This is a genomic window from Bradyrhizobium sp. HKCCYLRH3073 (assembly GCF_051167995.1).
Classification (GTDB): domain Bacteria; phylum Pseudomonadota; class Alphaproteobacteria; order Rhizobiales; family Xanthobacteraceae; genus Bradyrhizobium.
The window spans coordinates 123,478-146,077 of record NZ_JBNPUD010000009.1 but is presented as its reverse complement, the minus strand read 5'-3'; the positions used below and the strand labels follow the sequence as shown (position 1 = coordinate 146,077).

General features: G+C 64.7%; 16 protein-coding genes. 6 read left to right on the top strand and 10 right to left on the bottom strand.

Annotated elements, in window-relative coordinates:
* Positions 1 to 8: 8 nt before the first annotated feature.
* The 5 genes from ACQR1X_RS21695 to ACQR1X_RS21675 all read right to left on the bottom strand — a co-directional run bounded on the left by ACQR1X_RS21695 (position 9) and on the right by ACQR1X_RS21675 (position 5,108).
* On the bottom strand, positions 9 to 551 hold the full coding sequence (locus tag ACQR1X_RS21695; RefSeq protein ID WP_315803566.1) for a tripartite tricarboxylate transporter TctB family protein: 543 nt from the start codon (positions 549 to 551) through the stop codon (positions 9 to 11).
* Between the two features lie 32 nt (positions 552 to 583).
* A complete protein-coding gene (locus ACQR1X_RS21690) occupies positions 584 to 1,570 on the bottom strand; it encodes a Bug family tripartite tricarboxylate transporter substrate binding protein (RefSeq protein WP_315803567.1) in 987 nt (328 codons plus the stop codon).
* Between the two features lie 133 nt (positions 1,571 to 1,703).
* Positions 1,704 to 2,501, bottom strand: coding sequence for an enoyl-CoA hydratase/isomerase family protein (locus ACQR1X_RS21685; RefSeq protein ID WP_315803568.1), 798 nt, complete (start codon positions 2,499 to 2,501; stop codon positions 1,704 to 1,706).
* Positions 2,501 to 3,694, bottom strand: a complete 1,194-nt coding sequence (locus ACQR1X_RS21680) for a pyridoxal-phosphate-dependent aminotransferase family protein (protein WP_434899522.1) — start codon at positions 3,692 to 3,694, stop codon at positions 2,501 to 2,503. Before ACQR1X_RS21680 ends, ACQR1X_RS21685 begins: the two co-directional genes overlap by 1 nt.
* Positions 3,695 to 3,902: 208 nt before the next feature.
* Positions 3,903 to 5,108: a pyridoxal-phosphate-dependent aminotransferase family protein gene (locus ACQR1X_RS21675; RefSeq protein ID WP_315803570.1), complete on the bottom strand. Its 1,206-nt coding sequence runs from the start codon at positions 5,106 to 5,108 to the stop codon at positions 3,903 to 3,905.
* A gap of 128 nt (positions 5,109 to 5,236) precedes the next feature.
* Here ACQR1X_RS21675 and ACQR1X_RS21670 point away from each other — a divergent pair, with 128 nt between their 5' ends.
* The 5 genes from ACQR1X_RS21670 (at position 5,237) to ACQR1X_RS21650 (ending at position 11,270) form a co-directional block, all read left to right on the top strand.
* A complete protein-coding gene (locus ACQR1X_RS21670; protein WP_434899521.1) occupies positions 5,237 to 5,995 on the top strand; it encodes a GntR family transcriptional regulator in 759 nt (252 codons plus the stop codon).
* Positions 5,996 to 6,108: 113 nt separating this feature from the next.
* The gene (locus ACQR1X_RS21665; protein ID WP_434899520.1) at positions 6,109 to 9,063 is read left to right on the top strand and encodes an FAD-binding and (Fe-S)-binding domain-containing protein; all 2,955 of its coding nucleotides are present in this window, start codon (positions 6,109 to 6,111) and stop codon (positions 9,061 to 9,063) included.
* Between the two features lie 126 nt (positions 9,064 to 9,189).
* Positions 9,190 to 9,618 (top strand): GlcG/HbpS family heme-binding protein, encoded by a 429-nt coding sequence (locus ACQR1X_RS21660; RefSeq protein WP_315803573.1) that lies wholly within the window; start codon positions 9,190 to 9,192, stop codon positions 9,616 to 9,618.
* Positions 9,619 to 9,825: 207 nt separating this feature from the next.
* Positions 9,826 to 10,830, top strand: a complete 1,005-nt coding sequence (locus ACQR1X_RS21655; protein ID WP_315803574.1) for an SDR family oxidoreductase — start codon at positions 9,826 to 9,828, stop codon at positions 10,828 to 10,830.
* Between the two features lie 80 nt (positions 10,831 to 10,910).
* Positions 10,911 to 11,270 (top strand): VOC family protein, encoded by a 360-nt coding sequence (locus ACQR1X_RS21650; protein WP_315803575.1) that lies wholly within the window; start codon positions 10,911 to 10,913, stop codon positions 11,268 to 11,270.
* On the opposite strand, the gene ACQR1X_RS21645 is transcribed toward ACQR1X_RS21650, so the two are convergent.
* Together ACQR1X_RS21645 and ACQR1X_RS21640 are read right to left on the bottom strand one after the other, a co-directional pair.
* A complete protein-coding gene (locus tag ACQR1X_RS21645; protein WP_434847646.1) occupies positions 11,267 to 12,142 on the bottom strand; it encodes a GNAT family N-acetyltransferase in 876 nt (291 codons plus the stop codon). The two genes, ACQR1X_RS21650 and ACQR1X_RS21645, sit on opposite strands and share 4 nt — an antisense overlap.
* Positions 12,143 to 12,399: 257 nt before the next feature.
* Entirely contained in the window at positions 12,400 to 15,723 is a 3,324-nt protein-coding gene (locus ACQR1X_RS21640; RefSeq protein ID WP_434899519.1) for an autotransporter outer membrane beta-barrel domain-containing protein, read from the bottom strand.
* Positions 15,724 to 15,903: 180 nt separating this feature from the next.
* Here ACQR1X_RS21640 and ACQR1X_RS21635 point away from each other — a divergent pair, with 180 nt between their 5' ends.
* Entirely contained in the window at positions 15,904 to 17,112 is a 1,209-nt protein-coding gene (locus ACQR1X_RS21635; RefSeq protein WP_316216917.1) for a TIGR03032 family protein, read from the top strand.
* A 369-nt stretch (positions 17,113 to 17,481) separates the two neighbouring features.
* Here the strand turns inward: ACQR1X_RS21635 and ACQR1X_RS21630 are convergent, their stop codons facing one another.
* The 3 genes from ACQR1X_RS21630 to ACQR1X_RS21620 form a co-directional block, all read right to left on the bottom strand.
* Positions 17,482 to 18,261 (bottom strand): enoyl-CoA hydratase/isomerase family protein, encoded by a 780-nt coding sequence (locus ACQR1X_RS21630; RefSeq protein WP_434837785.1) that lies wholly within the window; start codon positions 18,259 to 18,261, stop codon positions 17,482 to 17,484.
* Positions 18,262 to 18,333: 72 nt separating this feature from the next.
* Positions 18,334 to 19,071: an esterase/lipase family protein gene (locus tag ACQR1X_RS21625; protein ID WP_315803791.1), complete on the bottom strand. Its 738-nt coding sequence runs from the start codon at positions 19,069 to 19,071 to the stop codon at positions 18,334 to 18,336.
* A complete protein-coding gene (locus ACQR1X_RS21620) occupies positions 19,071 to 22,496 on the bottom strand; it encodes an acyl-[ACP]--phospholipid O-acyltransferase (RefSeq protein ID WP_434899518.1) in 3,426 nt (1,141 codons plus the stop codon). Before ACQR1X_RS21620 ends, ACQR1X_RS21625 begins: the two co-directional genes overlap by 1 nt.
* Between the last annotated feature and the right edge of the window lie 104 nt (positions 22,497 to 22,600).

The following is a 22,600-nucleotide window of genomic DNA, read 5'->3' as shown; positions in this document are numbered from 1 at the left end:
GACCGGTATCAGTACCCGAACGCCGCTTCGAGCGGGCCCTTCGGCATGATCACGTCGAACACGACATCGAACGTCACGAACATCACGGCGCTGAACAGGAACGCCGTGAGCAGCGATTTCCAGATCGCGATCTTGCCGACGAGGCGCATGAACCCGGCGATGAGCAGGAAGCTCGCGACATAGATGCCGAGGAACTGCATCGCGATGCAGAACAACAAGGTCGGCACGAACACGGCCATCACGCGGCGCAGTTGCGCGCGCGTCACGAAGGTCTCGACTGCTTCCTTGCTCGACAGGAAGGCGGCGCCGATCCCGTAAAGGCTGGCGCCGCCGAGGATCACCGACAGATAGAACGGAAAGTAGCCGGGCTCCGGACCGGTCGAGTCCCAGGACGCACCGGTCCGCCAATTGTCCCAGGCGAGCACGACCGCGAGCGCGAGCAGCAGCAGCGACACCGCGACGTCGACGGTCCCGGTGGAGGTGACGGCCGGAGAATTCTCCTCCGGCGCGGTCGGATCGTCGACGGCAATCTCGAGCTCAGCGTTGGACATCGATCCTCCTCATCCCCTCGCCCCGTCCAGCCTTACTTGGCGACGAAGCCCGCTTCCGTCATCAGCTGCTTGTTGAGCGAGCCATCCTCTTCGAGGAACTGCAGCATGTCCTTGCCAGTGAGGAAGATCGGCTTCAGCGCCTGCTTCTCCATGTAGTCCTTGTACTCCGATGTCTGCACCAGCTTGCTGAACAGGTCGATGTAGAACTCCTGCTGTTCCTGCGTCACCTTGCCCGGCAGGAACATGCCGCGCAGCATCAGGTACTGCACGTCGAGCCCCTGCTCCTTGCAGGTCGGAATGTCGTTCCAGGACTGCGTTTCGGTGACCTTCGTCGTGTAGGAGATGCGCTCCTTGTCGAATACGCACAGCGGACGCACCTGGCCGGCGCGCCAGACTTCGAGATTTTCCGACGGATTGTTGACGTTGGATTCGGTGTGACCGCCGACCAGCTGGGTCGCGGCCTCGCCCCCCGACTTGTAAGGCAGATAGGAGAACTTGGCGCCGGTCTTCTTCTCCATGAAGACGGTCAGCACGTGGTCCTCTCGCTTGGAGCCGGTACCGCCCATCTTGAACGGCGAGGCCGACGTCTTGGCGGCATCGATGAACTCCTTCACCGTCTTTGGGCCGTTGACGTTGTCCCACAGCACGAACTGGTCGAGTGCGATCACCGCAACCGGCGACAGCTCGTGCCAGTCGAACGGCAGCTTGGCCGACAGCGGCAGCATGTAGATCAGCGAATAGGCGATCAGGATCTTGTTCGGATCGCCGTCGCTGGACTTCATGTACATCAGGGCTTCGGCGCCCGACGCGCCGCCCTTCAGCGACACGACAACCGGCTGCTTCAGAAGATTGTTCTTCTGAATGGCAGCCTGCATCATCCGCGCCATCTGGTCGGATGCACCGCCGGCGCCCGCGGCGACGACGATCTCGACCGGCTTGGTCGGCTCCCAGCCGGCAAAGGCCGGAGCGCTTGTGAAAATGGCCGCCGTCGCGGCCGCGATCTTGATCAGTTTGCGCACGTGTTTTCTTCCCCGTTCGAAACGCCAGCTTGCATCCTACCAGGATACTGCTGGCTTATTGTGGTCAGTTCAAGAACACAAGCACGATGCGGCCTCATGTTCCTCGGCATAAGGTCGCAAGCACGGCATCGGACTACTTGCCTTTCCAGTTCGGCGTCCGCTTGTTGAGGAACGCCTCCATGCCCTCGCGGAAATCCTCACTCATATAGGCGCGCAGGATCAAATCCTCGCCCTCGTCCCGCGACAGGGTCCGGCGGATGCGGCGCACCGCCTCCTTGGTCACCTCGAGGGTGATCGGCGCGTGCGAGGCGATGAGCTTCGCGGTCTCCAGCGCGCGTGTCTGCAGCGTCTCGACGTCGGGCACGATCTCGTTGAGCAGACCGAGCGCCAGCGCCTCGGGCGCCTCGACCAGCCGCGCCTTGAAGATGAGATCTTTGGTGCGCGCAGGCCCAATCAGCGAGACCACGCGCGAAATGTTCGACATCGACAGGCAGTTGCCGAGCGTACGCGCGATCGGAAAACCGATGCGCGTGGTCTCGGTGCCGATACGGATGTCGCAGCAGGCGGCGATGCCGGCGCCGCCGCCGGTGCAGGCGCCCGCGATCGCCGCAATCACCGGCACACGGCACAGTTCCAGCGTGCCGAGCACGCGGTCGATCCGCGCCTCATAGTCGAGCGCATCCTGCGCGGTCTTGAAGGCGCGGAACTGTGAGATGTCGGTGCCGGAAGCGAAGGCCTTGTCGCCGGCCCCGGTCAGGATCAGCGCCTTGATCGACCGATCGCCATTGATGGCCTCGCAGATCGAGGCCATCTGGTCGTACATCGCGAACGTCATCGCGTTGCGCGCCTGCGGCCGGTTGAAGGTGATCTTGGCGATGCCGTCGTCGACGGCATAGATGAGATCGTCGGAGCCGGTCACAGGTGCGGTCATCAGGCCACCTTCGGAATCGGCGCGGCCTCGCGCGCCTTGAGAACATCCATCGCCGCAAGCACGCCCCCGGCACGATGCGGCACGTTGGCGAGCGCCAGGCCCATCTCGACGCCGGAGAGCGTGCCCATCAGCATCAGGTCGTTGAAATGACCGATATGGCCGATGCGGAAGACCTTGCCCTTGATCTTGTTGAGGCCGGTGCCGAGCGACATGTCGAAGTTTTCCAGCACCGTCTTGCGGAACTGATCGGCATCATGGCCGTCGGGCATGACGACGCCGGTCAGCGCCGGCGAATGCGCCTGCGGATCGGCGCATTGCGTGTCGAGGCCCCACGCCTTCACAGCGGCGCGCGTCGCAAGGCTGTGGCGGCGGTGGCGGGCGAACACATTCTCGTGGCCCTCCTCCTCCAGCATCTTCAGCGCCTCGTTGAGGCCCATCAGCAGATTGCAGGCCGGCGTATAGGGAAAGGTGCCGAGCTTGTTGAAGGTGATGATCTCCTGCCAGTCCCAGTAGGAGCGCATGCCGGGATTGGCCTTGGCGGCGGCCAGCGCCTTCTCCGAGATGGCGTTGAAGCCGAGGCCCGGCGGCAGCATCAGGCCCTTCTGCGAGCCCGCGACGGAGACGTCGATGCCCCACGCGTCGTGCTCATACTCCATCGAGCCGAGGCCGGAGATGGTGTCGACCATCAGCAACGCCGGGTGGCCGGACCGGTCGAGCGCCTTGCGCACCTCGAGCGGCGGCGTCAGGCAGCCGGTCGAGGTCTCATTGTGCACGACGCAAACGGCCTTGATCTTGTGCGCCTTGTCGTCGACCAGACGCTGCTCGATCGCCGCGATGTCGGCGCCATGACGCCAGTCGCCGGGGATGAAGTCGACGTCGAGCTTGAACTTGTCGGCGATGCCCCGCCACAGCACAGCGAACTGGCCGGTCTCAACCATCAGCACCTTGTCGCCGGGCGCGAGCGTGTTGACGATCGCGGCTTCCCACGCGCCGGTTCCCGACGACGGATAGATGATCACCGGCTGCTTGGTGCGGAAGATGCGCTGGCTGGCCGCCAGCACCCCGAAGCCGAGCTCGGCGAACTCAGGACCGCGATGGTCCAAGGTCGGCATGTCCATCGCGCGCAGCACGCGGTCGGGTACGTTGGTCGGCCCCGGAATCTGAAGAAAATGCCGTCCCGTGTGCACAGTCATTGGCGTCCATCCCCGGTCATTTGGTTGGTGCGCGGACGTGGCATGCCACGCGCTCGCCGCGCTTTTCTCCCGCCAGACCGCTGGCGTCAATAAAGAAGACGCAAGCACCGATCGCTCCGGGCTGACATCCCTCAGATGCACACAAATCCCCTTCTTCTGTGCAGTGCGGCATAGCGGGGCACCCCGGCTTGCGGCACGCGATTTGGCCTCATGTCACCGCCGCAAGATGACTCGGCGCATTGCCCTGCGATGGCTCGTCGAGCAGGGCCATCGCGGCATCGACACCGCCGGCGCGATGCGGCACGCCGGCCGCGCGCAGCCCCATCTCGACACCGCTCAGCGCAGCCATCAAGGTCAGCGCGTTGCACTCGCCGAGATGGCCGATGCGGAACACCTTGCCCGCGACCTTGGACAGGCCCGAGCCGAGCGACATGTTGTACTTATCGAGCACGACCTGGCGGAACTGATCGGCGTCATGGCCCGGCGGCATGAGCACGGCGGTCAGCACCGGCGAAAAATCCTTTGGCTCCTGGCACAGCACCTCGAGGCCCCAATGCTCGACCGCGGCGCGGGTCGCGGCCGCAAGGCGCTGGTGGCGCGCGAACACCTGATCGAGCCCCTCCTCGAGCAGCACGGCAATCGCTTCGCGCAGGCCATAGAGCAGGTTCGTCGCCGGGGTATAGGGGAAGAAGCCATTCGCGTTCAGCTTCAGCATGTCCTCCCAGTCCCAGAACGAGCGCGGCATCTTGTTGCCCTTGGCAACAAGGCGCGCCTTGTCCGAGATGGCGTTGAAGCCGAGCCCCGGCGGCAGCATGAAACCCTTCTGCGAGCAGGATACGGCGACATCAACCTTCCACTCGTCGAAGCGGAAGTCGGCCGAGGCGAGACCAGAGATGGTGTCGACCATCAGCAGCGCCGGATGTTTGGCGCGGTCCATGGCGGCACGCACCTCGCCGACCCGGCTGGTCGCGCCGGTCGAGGTCTCGTTGTGCACGACCATCACCGCCTTGAGCCGATGGCCGGCATCGGCGACCAGCTTTTCCTCGATGACAGAGGGATCGACGCCACGGCGCCAGTCGCCAGGAATGAAGTCGACCTCGATGCCCCACCGCGCCGCCATCTGCCGCCACAGCGTGGCGAAGTGGCCGGTCTCGACCATCAGCACCCTGTCGCCCGGCGACAACGTGTTGACGATGGCAGCCTCCCAGGCACCGGTGCCCGAGGACGGGTAGATGATCACCGGGCTCGTGGTCTTGAAGATTGTCTGCGAGCCGCTGAGCACGGCCCTCCCCAGCTCGGCGAACTCGGCGCTGCGGTGATCGATCACCGGCATGTCCATGGCCCGCAGCACCCGCTCGGGCACCGGACTTGGGCCCGGAATATGCAGGAAATGACGGCCTTGGGGACGGGTCACGGCAGAACTCCAGGGAGACGACGGCATTCTGGCACCCATGATTGCATTCAATTTCTTGTTGTGCAAGAGCTTAAACGTATTCACGGATGAGGTCGACCACATCTGTAACTACCGCTACAATGGGTAAGATGAATTCCACGATTCCCGATATCGAGACGCCACCCTTGGCAGGGCCAAGCGGTCGATCCGTGCCTGCGCGGGACGAGACCTCGCTGCATGATGAGATCCTGGCACGGTTGCGCGACTACATCGTCGAGGGCCACGTCGCCGACGGCGGACGCCTGTCCGAGCGCCAGCTTTGCGAAATGCTGGGGGTGTCCCGCACGCCCTTGCGCGAGGCGCTCAAGGTGCTCGCGGCTGAGGGCCTCGTCGAACTGCTGCCCAATCGTGGCGCCCGAGTGCGCCCTCTCAGCGCCGCGGACATCCATGAACTGTTCGACCTGATGGGAGGCCTGGAGGGCCTCGCCGGACGCCTCGCCTGCGAGAAGATTACGGATGAAGCGATCGCCGAAATCGAGCAATTTCATCATGATATGTACGGATTCTACATGCGGCAGGACATGCAGGGCTATTTCCGCATGAACCAGTTGATCCACCGTGCGATCGTCGACGCCGCCGCCAATGCCACCCTGCATGCGACCTATGACAGCCTGGCGGGCCGCATCCGCCGGGTGCGCTTCTCCGCCAATTTCGCCCGCAAGCGCGAGCGCTGGAGCGAGGCCATGCGCGAGCATGAGCTGATCCTCGATGCGCTGCGCCGCCGCGCCGGAAGCGAGCTGTCGGACATCCTGTTCCAGCATCTGCGCAACAAGGGCGCGGCTGCGATCGCCTACTTCGCAGAGGGCCAGCCGCCGCTGGCGGGAGCCAAGCCGGACAAGGTCGAATAACGCCCGGGATTGCGCAAATTTGCATGCAATCAGATTGACGCATTTGCGGAAATGAATGACACCGGGCGGAACAGCGCCCGCCGGACGACAGCCGGGCCCGACCAGGGATCACCATGCCGAACGCCAAAGCCGGTCCGTCCAGGCTCGAACAGAAGCTCCGCGCCGAGATCTCAGGCAACGTCTTCTTCGACCGCTTCAACCGCGGCCGCTACGCCACCGACGCCTCGTTCTACCAGGTCATCCCGGCGGCCGTGGTCGTGCCGCGCACGATGGACGAGGCGCTGCGTGCGCTCGCCATCGCCCGCGACGACGGCCGCATCGTCACCGCGCGCGGCGGCGGCACCTCGCAATGCGGCCAGACCGTCAACGAGGGGATCGTCGTCGACTTCTCCAAGCACCTGAACCGCATCGTCTCGCTCGACGTCGAGGGCCGGACCTGCGTGGTCGAGCCGGGCATCGTGCTCGACGATCTCAACCGCCAGCTTAAAAAGCACGGCCTGTGGTTTCCGGTCGACGTCTCCACGGCGTCGCGCGCCACGATCGGCGGCATGGCCGGCAACAATTCCTGCGGCGGGCGCTCGCTGCGCTACGGCACCATGCGCGACAACACCATCGCGATCGATGCCGCGCTGGCCGACGGCACGCTGGCGCATTTCGGGGAGGTGCCGCGCGACCTTCGTGACGTCAGCGCGCCCGACGGCGCCCGCGCGCTGTTCCGCGACATGCTGGCGCTAGGCGAGCGCGAGGCGGCTGAGATCGCCGAAAAGTTTCCCAAGGTGCAGCGCCGCGTCGGCGGCTACAATCTCGACGCGCTGACGCCGCGCAACGCCGCCAACAACATGGCCCACCTGCTGGTCGGCTCGGAAGGCACACTCGCCTTCTCCACCCGGATCGAGCTGAAGCTGTGGCCCCTGATCGGCACCAAGGTGCTCGGCGTCTGCCATTTCGGCAGCTTCTATCAGGCGATGGACGCCGCCCAGCACCTCGTGAAGCTGAAGCCGATCGCGGTCGAACTGGTCGACCGCACCATGATCGGGCTCGGCCGCGACATCGCGATGTTCCAGCCGGTGATCGCGGCGGCCGTGCGCGGCGACCCCGACGCGATCCTTGTTGTCGAGTTCGCGGAGGAGACAAAGGACGAGAACCTCGCCAAGCTGAAACAGCTCTCCGAGCTGATGGGCGATCTCGGCTTCTCCTGGAGCAACGAGATCAGCAAATGGGGCGGCGTGGTCGAGATCTCCGACCCTGCGCTGCAGACCGCGGTCGCCGACTTCCGCGCCGCCGGCCTCAACGTGATGATGTCGATGAAGGAGGCCGGCAAGCCGGTGTCGTTCGTCGAGGACTGCGCGGTGCCGCTGCCGCATCTCGCCGACTACACCGCACGGCTCAACGAGGTCTTCGCCAGGCACGGCACGCGCGGCACGATGTATGCGCACGCCTCCGAGGGCTGCCTGCATGTCCGTCCGGTGCTGAACCTGAAGCTCGAGAAGGACGTGAAGGCGATGCGCGCGATCGCCGAGGAAGCGTTCGCCATGGTGCGCGAGTACAAGGGCTCGCATTCCGGCGAGCATGGCGACGGCATCGTGCGCTCGGAATTCCATGAGCAGATGTTCGGCAGCCGCATCCTCGCCGACTTCAAGGAAGTGAAGCGGCGCTTCGACCCGGCGAACGTGCTCAATCCCGGCCGCATCGTCGATCCGCCCAGGATGGACGACCGCTCGCTGTTCCGCTATCCGCCGGACTACCGCGTCGACGACATCAAGACAGTACTCGACTGGTCGGCCTATCCCGGCGCCGCCGGCGGTTTCCAGGGCGCGGTCGAGATGTGCAACAACAACGGCGCCTGCCGCAAGCTCGACGGCGGCGTGATGTGCCCGTCCTACCGCGCCACCCGCGACGAGAAGGATGTCACGCGCGGCCGCGCCAACACCTTGCGACTCGCGATTTCCGGCCAGCTCGGTCGCGGCGCGCTGTCGTCCGACGAGATGATGGAGACGCTGAAGCTCTGCGTGTCCTGCAAGGCCTGCCGCCGCGAGTGCCCGACCGGCGTCGACATGGCCAAGATGAAGATCGAGGTGCTGGCGGCCCGCGCGACCACGCATGGCCTCACCTTGCGCGACCGGCTCGTCGCCTATCTGCCGCGCTATGCCGATATGGCTGCCCGCTTCGCGCCGCTCGTGAACCTGCGCAATCACGTCGCGCCCCTGCGCGCACTGATGGAGCGCGTCGCGGGCATCAGCGCCAGGCGCAAGCTGCCGGCCTTCCGCAGCGACACCTTCCGTGTCGACGCCGACGCGTTCGGTCCGGCTGATGGCCGCGAGGTCGTGCTGTTCGGCGACACCTTCAACCGCGTCTATGAGCGCGAAAACCTCGACGCCGCGCTGCGCGTGCTGATCGCCGGCCGCTATCGCGTGCATGTGCCGAAGCCGACGGATGGTGGCCGCCCGCTGTGCTGCGGCCGCACTTTTCTCTCCGCCGGCCTCGTCGACGAAGCCAAGTCCGAGCTGCAGCGCCTGGTCGAAACCTACGCGCCGTTCGCATCGCGCGGCGTGCCGATCATCGGCCTGGAACCGAGCTGCCTGCTGACGCTCCGCGACGAGCTGCTGTCGCTGCGCAACGACGCGACCGCGAAAACGATCAGCGCACATGCGCTGCTGCTGGAGGAGTTTCTGGCGCGCGAGGCCGAGAGCGGCCGGCTCGCGCTGCCGCTCGCCCCCCTGCCCGGCAAGGCGCTGCTGCACGGCCATTGCCACCAAAAGTCCTTCGCCGCCTTCAAGCCGGTCGAGCAGGTGCTGCGGCTCATTCCGGAGCTCGAGATCGAGACCATCGAATCCTCCTGCTGCGGCATGGCCGGCGCCTTCGGCTACGGCGCGGAGACCTACGAGGTCTCGCTGCAAATGGCGGAAGCGTCGCTGCTACCAGCCGTGCGCAAGGCCGACGCTGCAACGTTCATCGTCGCCGACGGCACCTCCTGCCGCCACCAGATCCAGGACGGCGCCAATCGTGGCGCCGTTCACGCCGCGCAGCTCCTGGCGATGAGCCTGGAGCGAGGGCGAGCATCTACGTAGTCCGTAGGGTGGGCAAAAGCGAAGCGTGCCCACCGCGGACCTTCCGCTTCGCAAGATGGTGGGCACGCTACGCTTTGCCCACCCTACGCAGCTTCGTTTGAGTTAATGACACAGGGACTCACAGACATGGCCGACCTCTCTCTCGACACCGCCCGCAAGATCCTCGATGCCACCCTCGCCAAAGGCCTTGAAAAGAAGCTCAAGCCGCTCGCCGTGATGGTGCTCGACGCCCGCGGCTGCCTGAAAGCGGCCGCCGCGCAGGACGGCACCAGCCTGATGCGGGCCGAGGTCGCGCACGGCAAGGCTTATGGGGCGCTCGCGCTCGGCCTCGGCTCCCGCGCCCTGTTCCAGCGCGCGCAGGAGCAGGCCTATTTCATCGACGCCGTGAACACGCTGGCCCAGGGCCGCATGGTCCCGGTGCCCGGCGGCGTGCTGATCATGGACGGCACCACGCTCGTCGGCGCCGTCGGCGTCTCCGGCGATACCTCCGATAATGACGAGATCTGCGCGGTCGCCGGCATCGAAGCCGCCGGCCTCAAGGCCAATGCGGGCTGAGCTCGGTCGCACAGCAAAGCTCTGCGAATTCTACCGTTCCAACGATCTCGAGGGGACTGGCGTGCCCTCTCGGAGTTCGGTGGATCGCGCGTCGAACTCCCCGGCGCCGTCAAAAGCTGACGGAGAATTCATTCGGCCGGCTTGACCGGCCCGAAACATTGCCGGCCGCCGCACGTTTGTACCAAGGGGCGCGTGGAGAAACCGGACATGCCTCGCAGACGAACTCGCACCATCATCATCACTGGCGCCTCCGCAGGCGTCGGCCGTGCCATCGCGAAGCGTTTCGGCGAGGCCGGCGATCGCATCGGCCTGATCGCGCGCGACGAGGAAGCGCTGCGCGACGTCCAGCGCGAGCTGCAGGCGCGGTTTGCCCATGCCGAATACGAGGCCGTCGATGTGGCCGATGCGCAGGCCCTGTTCGACGCGGCCGAGCGGCTCGAGCAGCGCCTGGGTCCGGTCGACATCTGGATCAATGACGCCATGGAGACGGTGTTCTCGACCGTAGCGGACATCACGCCGGAAGAATTCCGCCGCGTCACCGAGGTCACCTATCTCGGCTTCGTGCACGGCACGATGGCGGCGCTGCGCTCGATGCGCCGGCGCAGCGAAGGCCGCATCATTCAGATCGGTTCGGCGCTCGCCTATCGCGGCATTCCGCTGCAGGCGGCCTATTGCGGCGCCAAACATGCGATCCGGGGCTTCACCGACTCGCTGCGTGCCGAGCTGATGCACGAGCGCTCGGGCATCACGCTCAGCATCGTCGATCTGCCCGCGGTGAACACACCGCAATTCGACTGGGCCCGCGCGCACCTTGCGCATACGCCACGCCCGATGGGCCGGCCGGTGGAGCCCGAGGTGATCGCGGACGCCGTCTATCGCGTTGCCGACGGCGGCTTCCGCGAATATTGGATCGGCTGGCCGACACTGCTCACGATCCTCGGTAACGCCGTCGCGCCGGCTTTGCTCGACCGCTACCTCGCAGCCAAGGCGATCGCCGGGCAACAGACCGATGTGCCGCTGGTGCCCGACCGCACCGACAATCTCGATCACCCGGTGACGCGCCTGCACCGCACCCGCGGTTCGTTCAGCCGCGGCGCGGCCCAGCAGACCCTGCTGGTGCCCGGTGATGTCGCGCGCGCGATGACGGTCGCGCTCGGCGCCGCGGTCTTTATTGCGTTGGGAGCGGCAATGAGCCGGCGGCGCTGGCGATGAGCCGCGACGCTGCCCTTGCCTGACACCGGCAGGATACGCTTTCCTGCAACGCGGCTTCCACTAGGGCTCGGAGCGCCTTCATGACCATCGAGAGCATCAGCGCGATCACCATCGCCACCCACGACATGGCGCGTGCCGTCGCCTTCTATCGCGCGCTCGGCTTCGACAACATCGCTCATGGCGGCGCCCACACGCCGTTCACGAGTTTCAGGGTCGGCTTCGGCTTTCTCAACCTGATCGCCATGCCCAAGGACAAGCAATGGAGCTGGTGGGGCCGCATCATCTTCCATGTCGCCGACGTCGACGCCGTCTACGCGAAGGCGCTCGGCGCCGGCTTCACGCCCTCGACCGAGCCGCGCGACGCCGAATGGGGTGAGCGCTATTTCCACCTCACCGATCCCGACGGTCATGAACTGAGCTTCGCGCGGCCGCTGGGCTAACCGAGCTCGAAGGTGGTGACGCCGAACACCCGCTCGATCCGTAGCGGCGGGATCGGCCCGGTGTACATCCGCGCGGTCTCGAACACCGGCTTGAGGCCGAGGCTCTCGGCGAGCGCCACCGCCGCGGAATTGATCGCGGGCACGTCGAGGAACACCTCGGCTTCGCCGGCCGTGCTCAACAGAGCCGCGATTACGGCCTCGGCATCATCGCGCCTCTCGGCAACCAGCGGACCGATCTTGTAGCCGATGCGGCACGGACGGATCACACCCCAGGCGGCTAGCGTATCGTCGCGGATCAGCGCCCGGCCGACATGACCGGGCGTGTCGATCCAGGCCCGCAGGAATGCACGGCGCGGGGCAGGAAACACGGTCGCGTCTGACGCTTCGATATCGGCGAACGACACATCGCCCAGAGTGACGACACCTGATCGCTCCACCGACTGCGGCAGGGCTACGGGTCGCCCGCCGTAGCGGATATTGGCATACGCATAGCTGAAGCCGGATTTCCGGTAGTTGTCCTGCTGCGCGACCACGCCGTCGAGCCCGACGACCCGCGAACCCGCATGGGCCATCGCCGCCTGCCAGAGCCGCAAGCCGTAGCCGTGCCCGCGCAGCTCGGAACGGACGATGTAGAAGCCGAGAAAGGCGAAGCGGTCGTCGTAGTTCACGCAGGACACGGTTGCGACCGGCACGCCCTCACGCTCGGCAATCAGAAAGCCGCCGGGATCGACCACGGCGAAACAGGCCGCATCCGACCGGCCGGGATTCCAGCCCTCGGCCGCCGCCCAATCGATGGCGAGCGAAATCTCGTCCGGGCGCATCGGCCGGATGCGCAGGCCGTCAGCGTTGGGATGTCCGGCCGATGGCGTCATGTTCTCCTCGATCCGAATGCCGCAGCATCTATCAATCATGACGCCGTGCGAAGCTCGGAGCAACCTGCGTAGCCAATTCTGCTGTAAGGTTTCAGTCGCAAACGAAGATCATCCAAGCTCATTGTTCATCTGCGGCAAGGACAAAACCAGGCAACGCTCGAAAGTGTGCTGCGCAGTCGCGGGCAAATCGTAGGCACGTCTCGATAAGATGCCGAATCGCCTCGTGCATCGCTCCGAATATCTTTTGCCGGATAGAGCTAGAATTGAATTTTGATGTGCCCCTCGACCGAATGATCCTGGGTGCTGGTCGAAAGATTGCCGCGATAGGACAATCCTATGACAGTATTGGCGCCTGTGCGCAGATCAAGCGCGGTTTGCACCAGGGCGGAATCGCGGGCGAGCGGCACCCCGGCGATGTCGAATCGAGCGCCCGTGCTTCTGAAAAGCAGGTAGTCTTCCGGCTTAAGCTGGCCGAACCCGTGTTGCCAAGCGAGCGATGCTGAAGGTTTGAGCGCCATTCCGCCCGACAATCCAATCACCGCCGACGCGCGCGACCCGATCGCGGTATAACCCACGTCCTCCTCGCGCGATGCGACGGAAAGTGCGGCAACGTCACCGGCCTCATCGAAGCCATTGGTATGGAGATGGATCCAGGACCAACCTGTGAATGGCTCCACAACAGCATTCGCGAGGTTTAGATCATACCCAATCTCACCAAATAATTGTGAGCTGCACGCGCCATAGCGCCCGGTCGCCCGTTCGAGAAAACCGGGATAGCTGATCGAGCGAGCGCTCCCAATCGTGCTGAAACTCAGAAGTGCCCCCGAGCGGACGTTCCAGGCACCCACGCCCAACCCTGTATAGACGCCGAAAAATGCGCTCTCGATATCGGCCGAGCTCGCACGGGCATCGATGCTCATCCTCGAATTGGTGTAGCCGAGTGCAACGCCTGCCCGCCAGTTGTCTCCCAGCCGCCCGTCTACTCCGCTGAAGAAGCCGCTCAGGCGTCTGCTCATACCAGCAGCACTCCCGTCACCATGAACCGTGCCCCAAGCCCCCACTCCCTGAGCCCACCAGGCAATATTCCGCGATGTGGATGCGTTGGCCGACAAAGGAATGCTGCCAGCGCGGAAAATGTGCCTGCCCGTATCGACATAGGCCAGGTGCTTCGGCGGGGATCGATCGGCATCACCGTAGATCACGGCCGGACCTTCGGAGCCAAAACCCGCAAAGGCCCCAAAACGGTCCTCAAACGAAGTTTGACGCAAGCGTCCGAGGACGGCATCCCGGGCGTAATGGCCGTCTTCAACAATGGACGTCCGTGCGCTGGCATGAAGTTCGCCCGATAGCGCGTCGAACGCCTGCTGCGCGCCGGCCGCCGTCTGGAAGATCACGCTGCCGAAAAGCCGGCTGTCCGGCGAGCTTTCCTGGAGAGCGGTGGCTACGGCCAGCTGGTTTGCCGTCCGCGCGACGCTCGGAAAGAAGGTCGACTGGGTCAGCGAGAGGAACACGTTGTGGGCATCATAAGTCAGGCTGGGAAACAGGAACGCAGAGTTGCTGCTCACCCCAGAGAAGGCACCAATGACGCCATCGGTGGCATTGAGAATATTGTAGGTCGTACGGAAGCCATAGGCACCGCTTTGCGGCAGGACAACAACATTGCCATTGAGTCTCGCCGTGCCGGTCGCCACGATCCGGTCTGCGGCCCCGGTCGTGTTGGTCTCGACTTCGTAGGCGGAGCCAGGGGCGAAGGATAGGTCGCCGGAGACATTAAGCGTCCCGATCGAATTGCCTGGCGCAACGACTCCGCTGCTCGCAACACCGAGCCCCCCGATCGTGCCATTGCCCGTGAGCCGGGCCCCGGAGTTGACGAACACGGTCGATGCAAGCGTCCCCGTGACGTCCAGTATCCCGCCGTTGACGAACGTCGGGCCGGTATAGCTGCTGTCCCCGCTCAGGACGAGCGTGCCACTGCCGTTCTGCTCGAGGGTACCAGAGCCCGAGATCGTTCCACCGAAGGTGTAATTGTCGGAATGATTGAAGGCCAAGATTCCATTGTTGATCACGTCGCCGACGATCGAGCCGCTGGTGCCGCCATTCCCGAGTTGCAGCGTGCCGGCGCTGACGGTGGTGCCGCCGGTATAAGTGTTCGCGCCAGAGAAGATGGTCGTGCCGGAGCCAAGCTGTTGGAATGTCCCGGTGCCGGAAATGATGCCACCGAACGTGTAGCTGTCGGAACGATTGATCGCGAAGATGCCATTGTCGTTGACGTTGCCGCCAATCGAACCGCCGCTGCCGCCATTCCCGAGTTGCAGTGCGCCACTGTTCACCGTGATCGAGGTGTTTGGCATGCTTCCGTCGACCTCGAGCAGGCCGCCATTCACGGCAAAGCTGGAGATGAGCGGAGTGGTGCCCGTAAGCGTCCAGTGGCTGCTGCCTTCCTTGAGAAACGTCCCGAAGCCCTGGTATTGCAGGCCTGCACCGACAGTTGCGACGTTGAAGCTCGCTGTACCAGTGCCGCCTAGTGCAAGGGTGTCGCTGCCGCCGCCGAAGACGTTGCCGTTGATCACAGCGGTTGGATGAAGCTCAAGCCGGTTCGCCGAACCATGAAATCGCACCGCGCCGCCTGCACCGCCGTTTAGCGTGCCGGCCACAGTGAGAGTCGTGGGGCTTACGACGAGGCTCGATGTATCAATGGCGAAACCAGCCGCCCCCGTACCATTCGAGGTCACGTGGCTTCCGGCACCGATCGCAATCGCAATCGATCCGCTCGTTCCGCTTCTGGCATATATGCCCGTCGTATTGGTTCCTGTGACGTCGCCAGCGACGGTAATCTCTACGGCGCCATTGCCATCGCTCCGCGCAAATATGCCACTCTCCTGGCCGCTCACGGCGGTTCCGGCGGTCGTGGTCACCGTGACATCCGCGTTCCCTCTCGCGAGAAGGGCGACATCGCTGCCGGTCGTGCCGGCGGCCGTGACGTCACCATTGACGGTTACGGTCGTCGATCCAGTGCCGTAGTTGCGGCTCAGAATTCCATAGCGCGCGCCACTAACGTTGGAGCCCGCGCCGGTTGTCACGGTCAGATCAGTGCCGAAATTGATCGCCACGATTCCCCGCGATACCGCGGTTGTGCCCGTGCTGACGACGTCGCCATTGGTCGTGATGTTGAGCGCGCCGGTGCCCTGGTTGCGGCCCCGAATGCCGTAGTTGAGGGCGGTGATGTCGCCGTTGGTATTGACCGTGATGCTGCCCGGAACGCTGGCCGTTGTCGTCATATTGAGTCCGTTACCGGCGCTCGCGGTAAACGGAGAGGAGTTCGTATCGGTGTATGAAAGGTCGCCAGCGCCGGTGATCGTGAGGGCATTCGCGGAGACGGTGGTAATGCGGAATCCCGATAGCGCAGTCACGTGCGCGTTGGCGCCCGAAATCGTCTGGGCGGTGCTGGCCCCCGAGCATTCCCAATTGGAACCGCCCACATTGGCGCAAGCAGAGTAGGCCCGGCGGCTATAGCCGGAAACAGCACCCACCAGCATCGAAGACGACAGCACCAGCTGCCGGCATAGAGACCTGTCGGACAAGCGCCCCCTCCTTGGGCTGGGAAATTCAACCTTTATATGTCAAAAATCACTCGACAACCAGGAGATGCCGCACTTCGATCACAAAGTCGTAGGTCGATCCCGTCTTTCGAGGCGCTCTCCTGGGCCGCGCTGAAGAGGCGCGGCCTCTTGTCGGGTCCACCGCCGTTTGGGGAAGCATCCATGTGCTGTCGTGACGATGTGCCGACATTCGAATCAAACGAGATTTTGCCCGCCGATCAAACTGGCCTGCGCCTTCCCGCGGAACAGGTCGGCCAAGCCGGCGGGGAGGCGCTTCGGTACTCCATGTCCCCCGGACTGCCCGAGTTTCTTGGTTCTCAGCGCATCGCCATCGTGGGTTCGTCCTATCAATCCGGCAAACTCTATTTCCTCGGTCAGAACGTCGATGGCGGGCTCTTGGTCCACGAGCGCCTCTTTCACAAGGCTATGGGACTCTGCGTCGTGGACAGAGACACGATTCTGCTCGCCACGATGTTCCAAATCCTGAAATTCAGGAACGTGCTTGCGCCCGGCCAGCGGATCAACGATCTGCACGATGCCTGTTATGTCCCGCGCCAGATATTCACCACCGGCGAGCTCGATGTTCACGACGTCGGGGTGCTGAGCGATGGCCGCATCGTCTTCGTCAACACGCTTTACAATTGTCTTGCTTCAATATCGGAACGGCACAGCTTCACGCCGCTGTGGAAGCCTTCATTCATTTCGAAGATCGTCAAGGAGGACCGATGTCACCTGAACGGACTTGCCATCGAAGACGGCACCCCTCGCTACGTTACCGCGATCAGCAAATCGGATACCGTCGATGGCTGGCGCGACCGTCGCTCCGATGGCGGCATCGTCGTCGACGTGCACTCCAACGAGATAGTGATCGGCGGTCTCTCGATGCCTCATTCCCCCCGACTCTATCGCGGGAGATTGTGGGTGCTTAACTCGGGCACAGGGGAGATCGGGTGGATCGCGCATTCAGCAGCCGGCGCGACGTTCCAGGTTTTGGCCTTCTGTCCCGGCTTCGTGCGCGGGCTCGCGTTTTTCGGCAACCATGCCTTCGTTGGCTTGTCGAAACCTCGCTATGAGCGGTTCGAGGGTCTCGCACTGGATCGCCGGTTAGCCGAAACCGATTCCGAACCGTGGTGCGGAATCCAATTAATCAATCTCGATACCGGTGTCTGCGAAAACTGGTTTCGGATCGACGGGGCGGTAACCGAATTCTACGATCTGGGCGTGGTGGCAGACGTGGTGCGCCCCATGGCGATCGGCTTCGCCAACAACGAGATCCTTGATCTCGTCACCCATGATCCGATTGATGCCGCTCAGAGCGCTTGGCCTGTGCAGAAACGAGCGCCGGGAGTGGGGTCCCCGTGGCGGGCGTAGAGTTGCACGCTAGCCGAGGAACAAGTGCTCCTCAAAGACGGCAGGCCGCACGCACGTGACGGTGACCCGAAAGCCCGGGGCACCAGAGAGATCACGTATAAGCCGATTCACCTGCCCTGCGCCCTCTTCATCTCTGAGTGCTGAGACCAGAACGGGACTCGGGCGCACGGCGCCGCGAGATTGCTGACGAATATATTCTGTTGCTCGACGATGGCGACGATGTTGAGAACGCGCGCACGTCTCCACCAGCGTTATTCCGGACCGCGCCTGCAAGGCGTGGGCACGGAATCCATAACCGCCATCGGGAGTATGGATTCCGGGCTCGCCCTACGCGCGCCCCGGAATGACGACCTCATCATACGAGCGAAATCATTTCCCCGGCCACACCGGCTTGCGCTTCTCGGCAAATGCCTTCAGGCCTTCCTTGGCGTCCTCGGTCATCGCCAGCAGCGCGATCTGGCTTTCGAGATAGGCGATGGACTCGTCGAACGACATCGAGGCGATGGCGCGCATGGCGTATTTGCCGCGGCGGATGGCTGTCGGCGACTTGTCGACGAGGCGGCCGATCAGCCAGTCGATCTTGCCGTCGAGCTCGGCCGCCGGCACGACGTGGTTGAGCAACCCGGCGGCCTGTGCAGCCTTGGCGTCGAACGGCTCGCCCGTGAGCGCCCATTCGTTGACGAGACGCGGCGGCGCGATGCTCTGCAAGAGGCTCAGGACCTGCATCGGGAACACGCCGACCTTCACCTCCGGAAGGCCGAAGAGGACGTGGTCGGCCGCGACCGCCATGTCGGTCATGCACAGCAGGCCCATGCCGCCGGCCATGCAGACGCCGCCGACCCGCGCGATCGCCGGCTTGGTGGCATTCTGCGACAGCCTGAGCAGATCGGCATAGTCGACATTGGGACGGGAGAAATCCATCGCGAACGCCGCGCCGGAGTTCTGCAGGTCGGCGCCCGCGCAGAACGCCTTGTCGCCCGCCCCCGTCAGCACGATCACGCGCACCCCGGGATCGTCATGCGCTTGGCGATAGCCGCGCGAGATGCCGGCGATGACGTCGCCATTCAGCGCGTTGCGCTTCTCCGGACGATTGATGGTGATCCAGAGGGCCTGCCCGCGCTTGTCGAGAATCACGCTGTCGTCGGTCATCGCCTTGCCTGTCGCTTGCTGTCGGATGCGAGATTGTCGCGGGATAGCCGCGAGGAGCAAGGAAAACTTGCGTCAGGAGGCCGCGCGGCGGCCGATCTCATCGATGACGCCGCGCAGCAGCGGACGCGCAGGCTCGAACTGGCCGGTACGCAGGAACGCGATGGTCTGCCGGAACGACGTCGGATGCACCAGCAGTCCCACGTGCGAGGCCTTGACGGTCGTGTAGTCCGTCATCCCGACGAGCTTGCAGCTCTCGACCGAGACGCGGCCGTCGTTCGGCCATGGCAGCAGGAACAGCCCGGCGATCGGGTCGAGGAAACGGTTGCCGGCGATCACGCCGATCTCGTAGTCGGCGGCCGGCAAGGAGGCGAGCGTGACGTCTTTCGTGGTCACCAGTTGCAGGCCTGCCGGCCCGAAATAGGCGCGATACAGCCCGACGTTCTGCAGCCGGTCGGCGAGCTCGCTGCCGCCATTGGGCGTTCCCAGCATGACGACACGGCCGAGCCGCGCCGGCCGATGCTTCGCGATCGCGACCCGTGCCAGCAGCCCGCCCATCGAGTGGGTGACGAAATGGACCGGACCGTCGATCCCGGCGGCGAAATCGGCGATCGCCGGGCGGATGTCGTCAGCAAGAAACTCGAGCGGCTTCTTGCGGCTCTCATAGTCGAGGTTCAGCGTCGCAAAACCTGCGCGCTGCAACCGCTTTTCCAGCGGACGCAGCATCAATGACCGGCCGGCGATGCCATGCAGCAGCACAACCCCCGCGTCGCGGGGGCCACTGTGCTGAGAACGCCGGCGCAGCGATGCGATCACGCGACTTCCCGCTCCTCCGGCTCGCGCTCCGTCGTAGCGGTTGCCGCACTCGCCTCGGCAAGCGCCTTGGCGCCGACATAGTCGGTCTTGCCCGAGCCGAGCAGCGGGATCTTGTCGACCACCATCACGACGGCCGGCACCGCAAGCTCCGGCGCGCCTTGCGCCTTGGCCTGACGCTGTATCGCGGAGCGTTCGGCATCCTTCTGCGTCGTGATCAGCACGATGCGCTCGCCCTTGCGCTGGTCGGGGATCGACACCGCGACCGAGGCTGCCTGCGGCCACAAAGCCGCGGCGATCTGCTCGACCACCGTCAGCGACACCATCTCGCCGGCGATCTTGGCAAAGCGCTTGGCGCGGCCCTTGATCGTGATGAAGCCCTGCGCGTCGATGGTGACGATGTCGCCGGTGTCGTGCCAGCCCTCCGGCAGTGCCTCGAGCACGCCGGGATTTTCGGCCCTGACATAGCCGAGCATGACGTTGGGGCCGCGGACCGAAAGCCGTCCGCCCTCCTCGATGCCCGGCACCTTGTCGAGTCGGTACTCCATCAGCGGCGACAGGCGGCCGACGGTGCCGACACGGTTGGCCATCGGCGTGTTCATCGCCAGCACCGGCGCAGTCTCGGTGACACCATAGCCTTCGAGAACGCGGATGCCATAACGCTCCATGTAGATCTGCCGTGTCCGATCCTTGACCGGCTCGGCGCCGGCAATGACCAGCCGCAGGGTGCGGAAATCGTAGGCATGAGCGGAGCGCGCGTAGCCGGTCAGGAAGGTGTCGGTGCCGAACAAGATCGTGGCGCCGGTCTGGTAGATCAGTTCGGGCACGATCCGGTAATGCAGCGGCGACGGGTACATGTAGATCGGGATGCCCGCCAACATGGGCATCATCATGCCGCCAGTGAGGCCGAAGGAGTGAAAGACCGGCAAAACATTGAACACAAGATCGTTAGCGTTGGCATCGACCCTCGCCAATGCCTGCGCGGCATTCGCGAGAATGTTGCGATGGGACAGGACGACGCCCTTCGGGGTGCCTTCGGAGCCGGACGTGAACAGAATCACCGCCGGATGGTCGGCATTGCGGGCGACGCGCGGCTTGGTGCCGTCGATCATCCCCTTGATCTTGTCGGCCAGGCTGACGGAGGCCTTGACGTCCTCGAGATAGACCAGGCGGGCCTGTCCTTCGATCGCCGCGATCAGCTTGTCGAGCTTGCCCTTCTCGATGAAGGCCCGCGACGTCAGAACGGTCGTGACCTGCGCCGCCTTCATTGCCGCCAGCACATTCACCGGGCCGGCGGAGAAATTCAGCATTGCCGGCACGCGGCCGATCGACTGCAGCGCCATGAACACCACGGCGACGCCGGCGGAGTTCGGCAGCAACAGGCCGATGTTCTCGCCCACCATCGTGCCCTGCTCGAGCTTGCGGCTGAGCACCTGCGAGCCGAGCAGCAGCTTGCGATAGGTCAGCTTGGTGCCGAGCGGATCCTCGATCATCACCTTGCCGGTGTCGTGGTCGCGATGGGCATGGGCGAGCGCCTCGAACAGCGTCCGATCCAGCATGGCGTTCTTGACCATGGCGTCGATCATCACGTCCTGCAGCGCCGCGCCGGCCGCATTGCGGCGGGTCTTGCCCTTGAGAGCCGCATCGATGGTGAGCTTCACCGGCGGCAGGATCGTCACCGTCACCTTGGGAAACCAGGAGCGCTTGATCTGGCCATCCTTGAGATAGCTGAGATGCGAGCGCTGCGCGCCCTCGATGCGAACGGGCACCACGATGGCGTCGGCCTTGTCGGCGATCATTGCGGTGCCGTCATAGACCTTCATCAGCGAGCCCGACACCGTGATGCGGCCCTCGGGGAAGATCACCACCGGCTCCTGGCTGGCGACCAGCTTGATCAGGTCGCGAGCACCGAGCGGCTTGGTCGGGTCGATCGTGATGTGGCTCACCAGCTTCAGGAAGACCTTCGCCCACCAGGCCTTGGAGATCCCGGTGTCGACGGCGAAGGTCGCATCGATCGGCAGCACCGCGTGCAGCAGCGGACCGTCGATCAGGCTGACATGGTTCGGCGCGATCAGCATGCGGGTGCCGGCTGGCGGCAGGTTCTCCAGGCCGCGCACTTCGGTGCGGAACAGAGCACGGAACAGCATCGCGCCGAAATCGCGCACGCCCTCCCTGCCCCATTTGTTGAGCACGAACCAGACGGCGCCGAAGCTGGCCAAAGCCAGACCGAAGAAGATCCAGGCGATCGAGACGCCCGCGGCCTGCAGGCCGGCTACGCCCAGCGAGCCGACCACCATGAAGGCGGCCTGCAGCACATTGCCGGCAGCGATGACCCGGGCGCGCTCGGTCGGCTCCGACCAGGCCTGCACGGCGGCGAACGCCGGAACCACGAACAGGCCGCCGCCAAAGGCGAAAACGGCGAAATCGATCAGCATGCGCGCGCCCGCCCAAGAGCCGACGAAGGCGAGCGGCGTGAGGCCCTTTGCGGCCTCGGTCGTCCCGATCGCCCAGGACAGATCGAGGCCGAGCACGCCCATGAGGATGGCGCCGATCGGCACCAGCGCGAGATTCGGCCTGACGTGGCTGAGATGCGCTGCGAACAGCGAGCCGATGGCAATGCCAATCGCGAAGATGGCGAGGCACAGAGTGACCACGCCCTCGGTGCCGCCGACGACATCCTTGACCAGCGCCGGCAGCAGCGACAGCACGACGGCGCCGACCAGCCAGAACCAAGACACGATCACCATGCCGTCCCACAGCCGCGGCGCGGCGTACAGCGACTTGAGAAGGTGCGAGGTCGAGGTCCAGGGATTGGCCGTGATGCGCAGATCGGGGGCCGACGGCGACGTGTGCGGAATGCGCGAGGCCGACGCCCAGGAGATCACCGCGAGGCCGATGACGGCGAGAGCGACCCATCCCATGTGCGACGAGCCGGAGACGAGTTGGCCGCCGGCGATGGTGCCGATCAGGATGGCCATGAAGGTCGCGCCTTCGACCAGCGCGTTGCCGGTTGCGAGCTCACCGACCGTCAGTTGATCGGGCAGCATGGCGTATTTCACGGGACCGAACAGCGCGGCAATGACACCGAACATGCCGAGGGCGACGAACAGCAGCGGGATCGAATGCAGAAAGAAGCCCAGCGCCGCAAAGGTTGCGGCGAAGATCTCCGCGAATTTGAGCCGGCGCGCCACGATTCCCTTAACATATCGATCCGCCAGCTCGCCGCCGAGCCCGGACAGGATGAAGAACGGAAAGATGAAGACGGCGCCCGCCACGGTCACAAGCGCGTCGCCATGCGTTGCCACGGCGCCATAGAGCAGCATGATGACCAGCGCATTCTTCAGGACGTTGTCGTTCAGCGCCGAGGAGAATTGAGCCCAGAACAGCGGGGCAAAACGGCGCGACGACATCAACTGCTTGATCATGATCGATTCCTGGTGTGCTGCAGCGGCTTGGCCGCAAGGATCGCAAGAGTCTTGAAGGTTGGTGATGAAATGAGGCGGAGCCGGCGATGCATCCCGTTAGACGC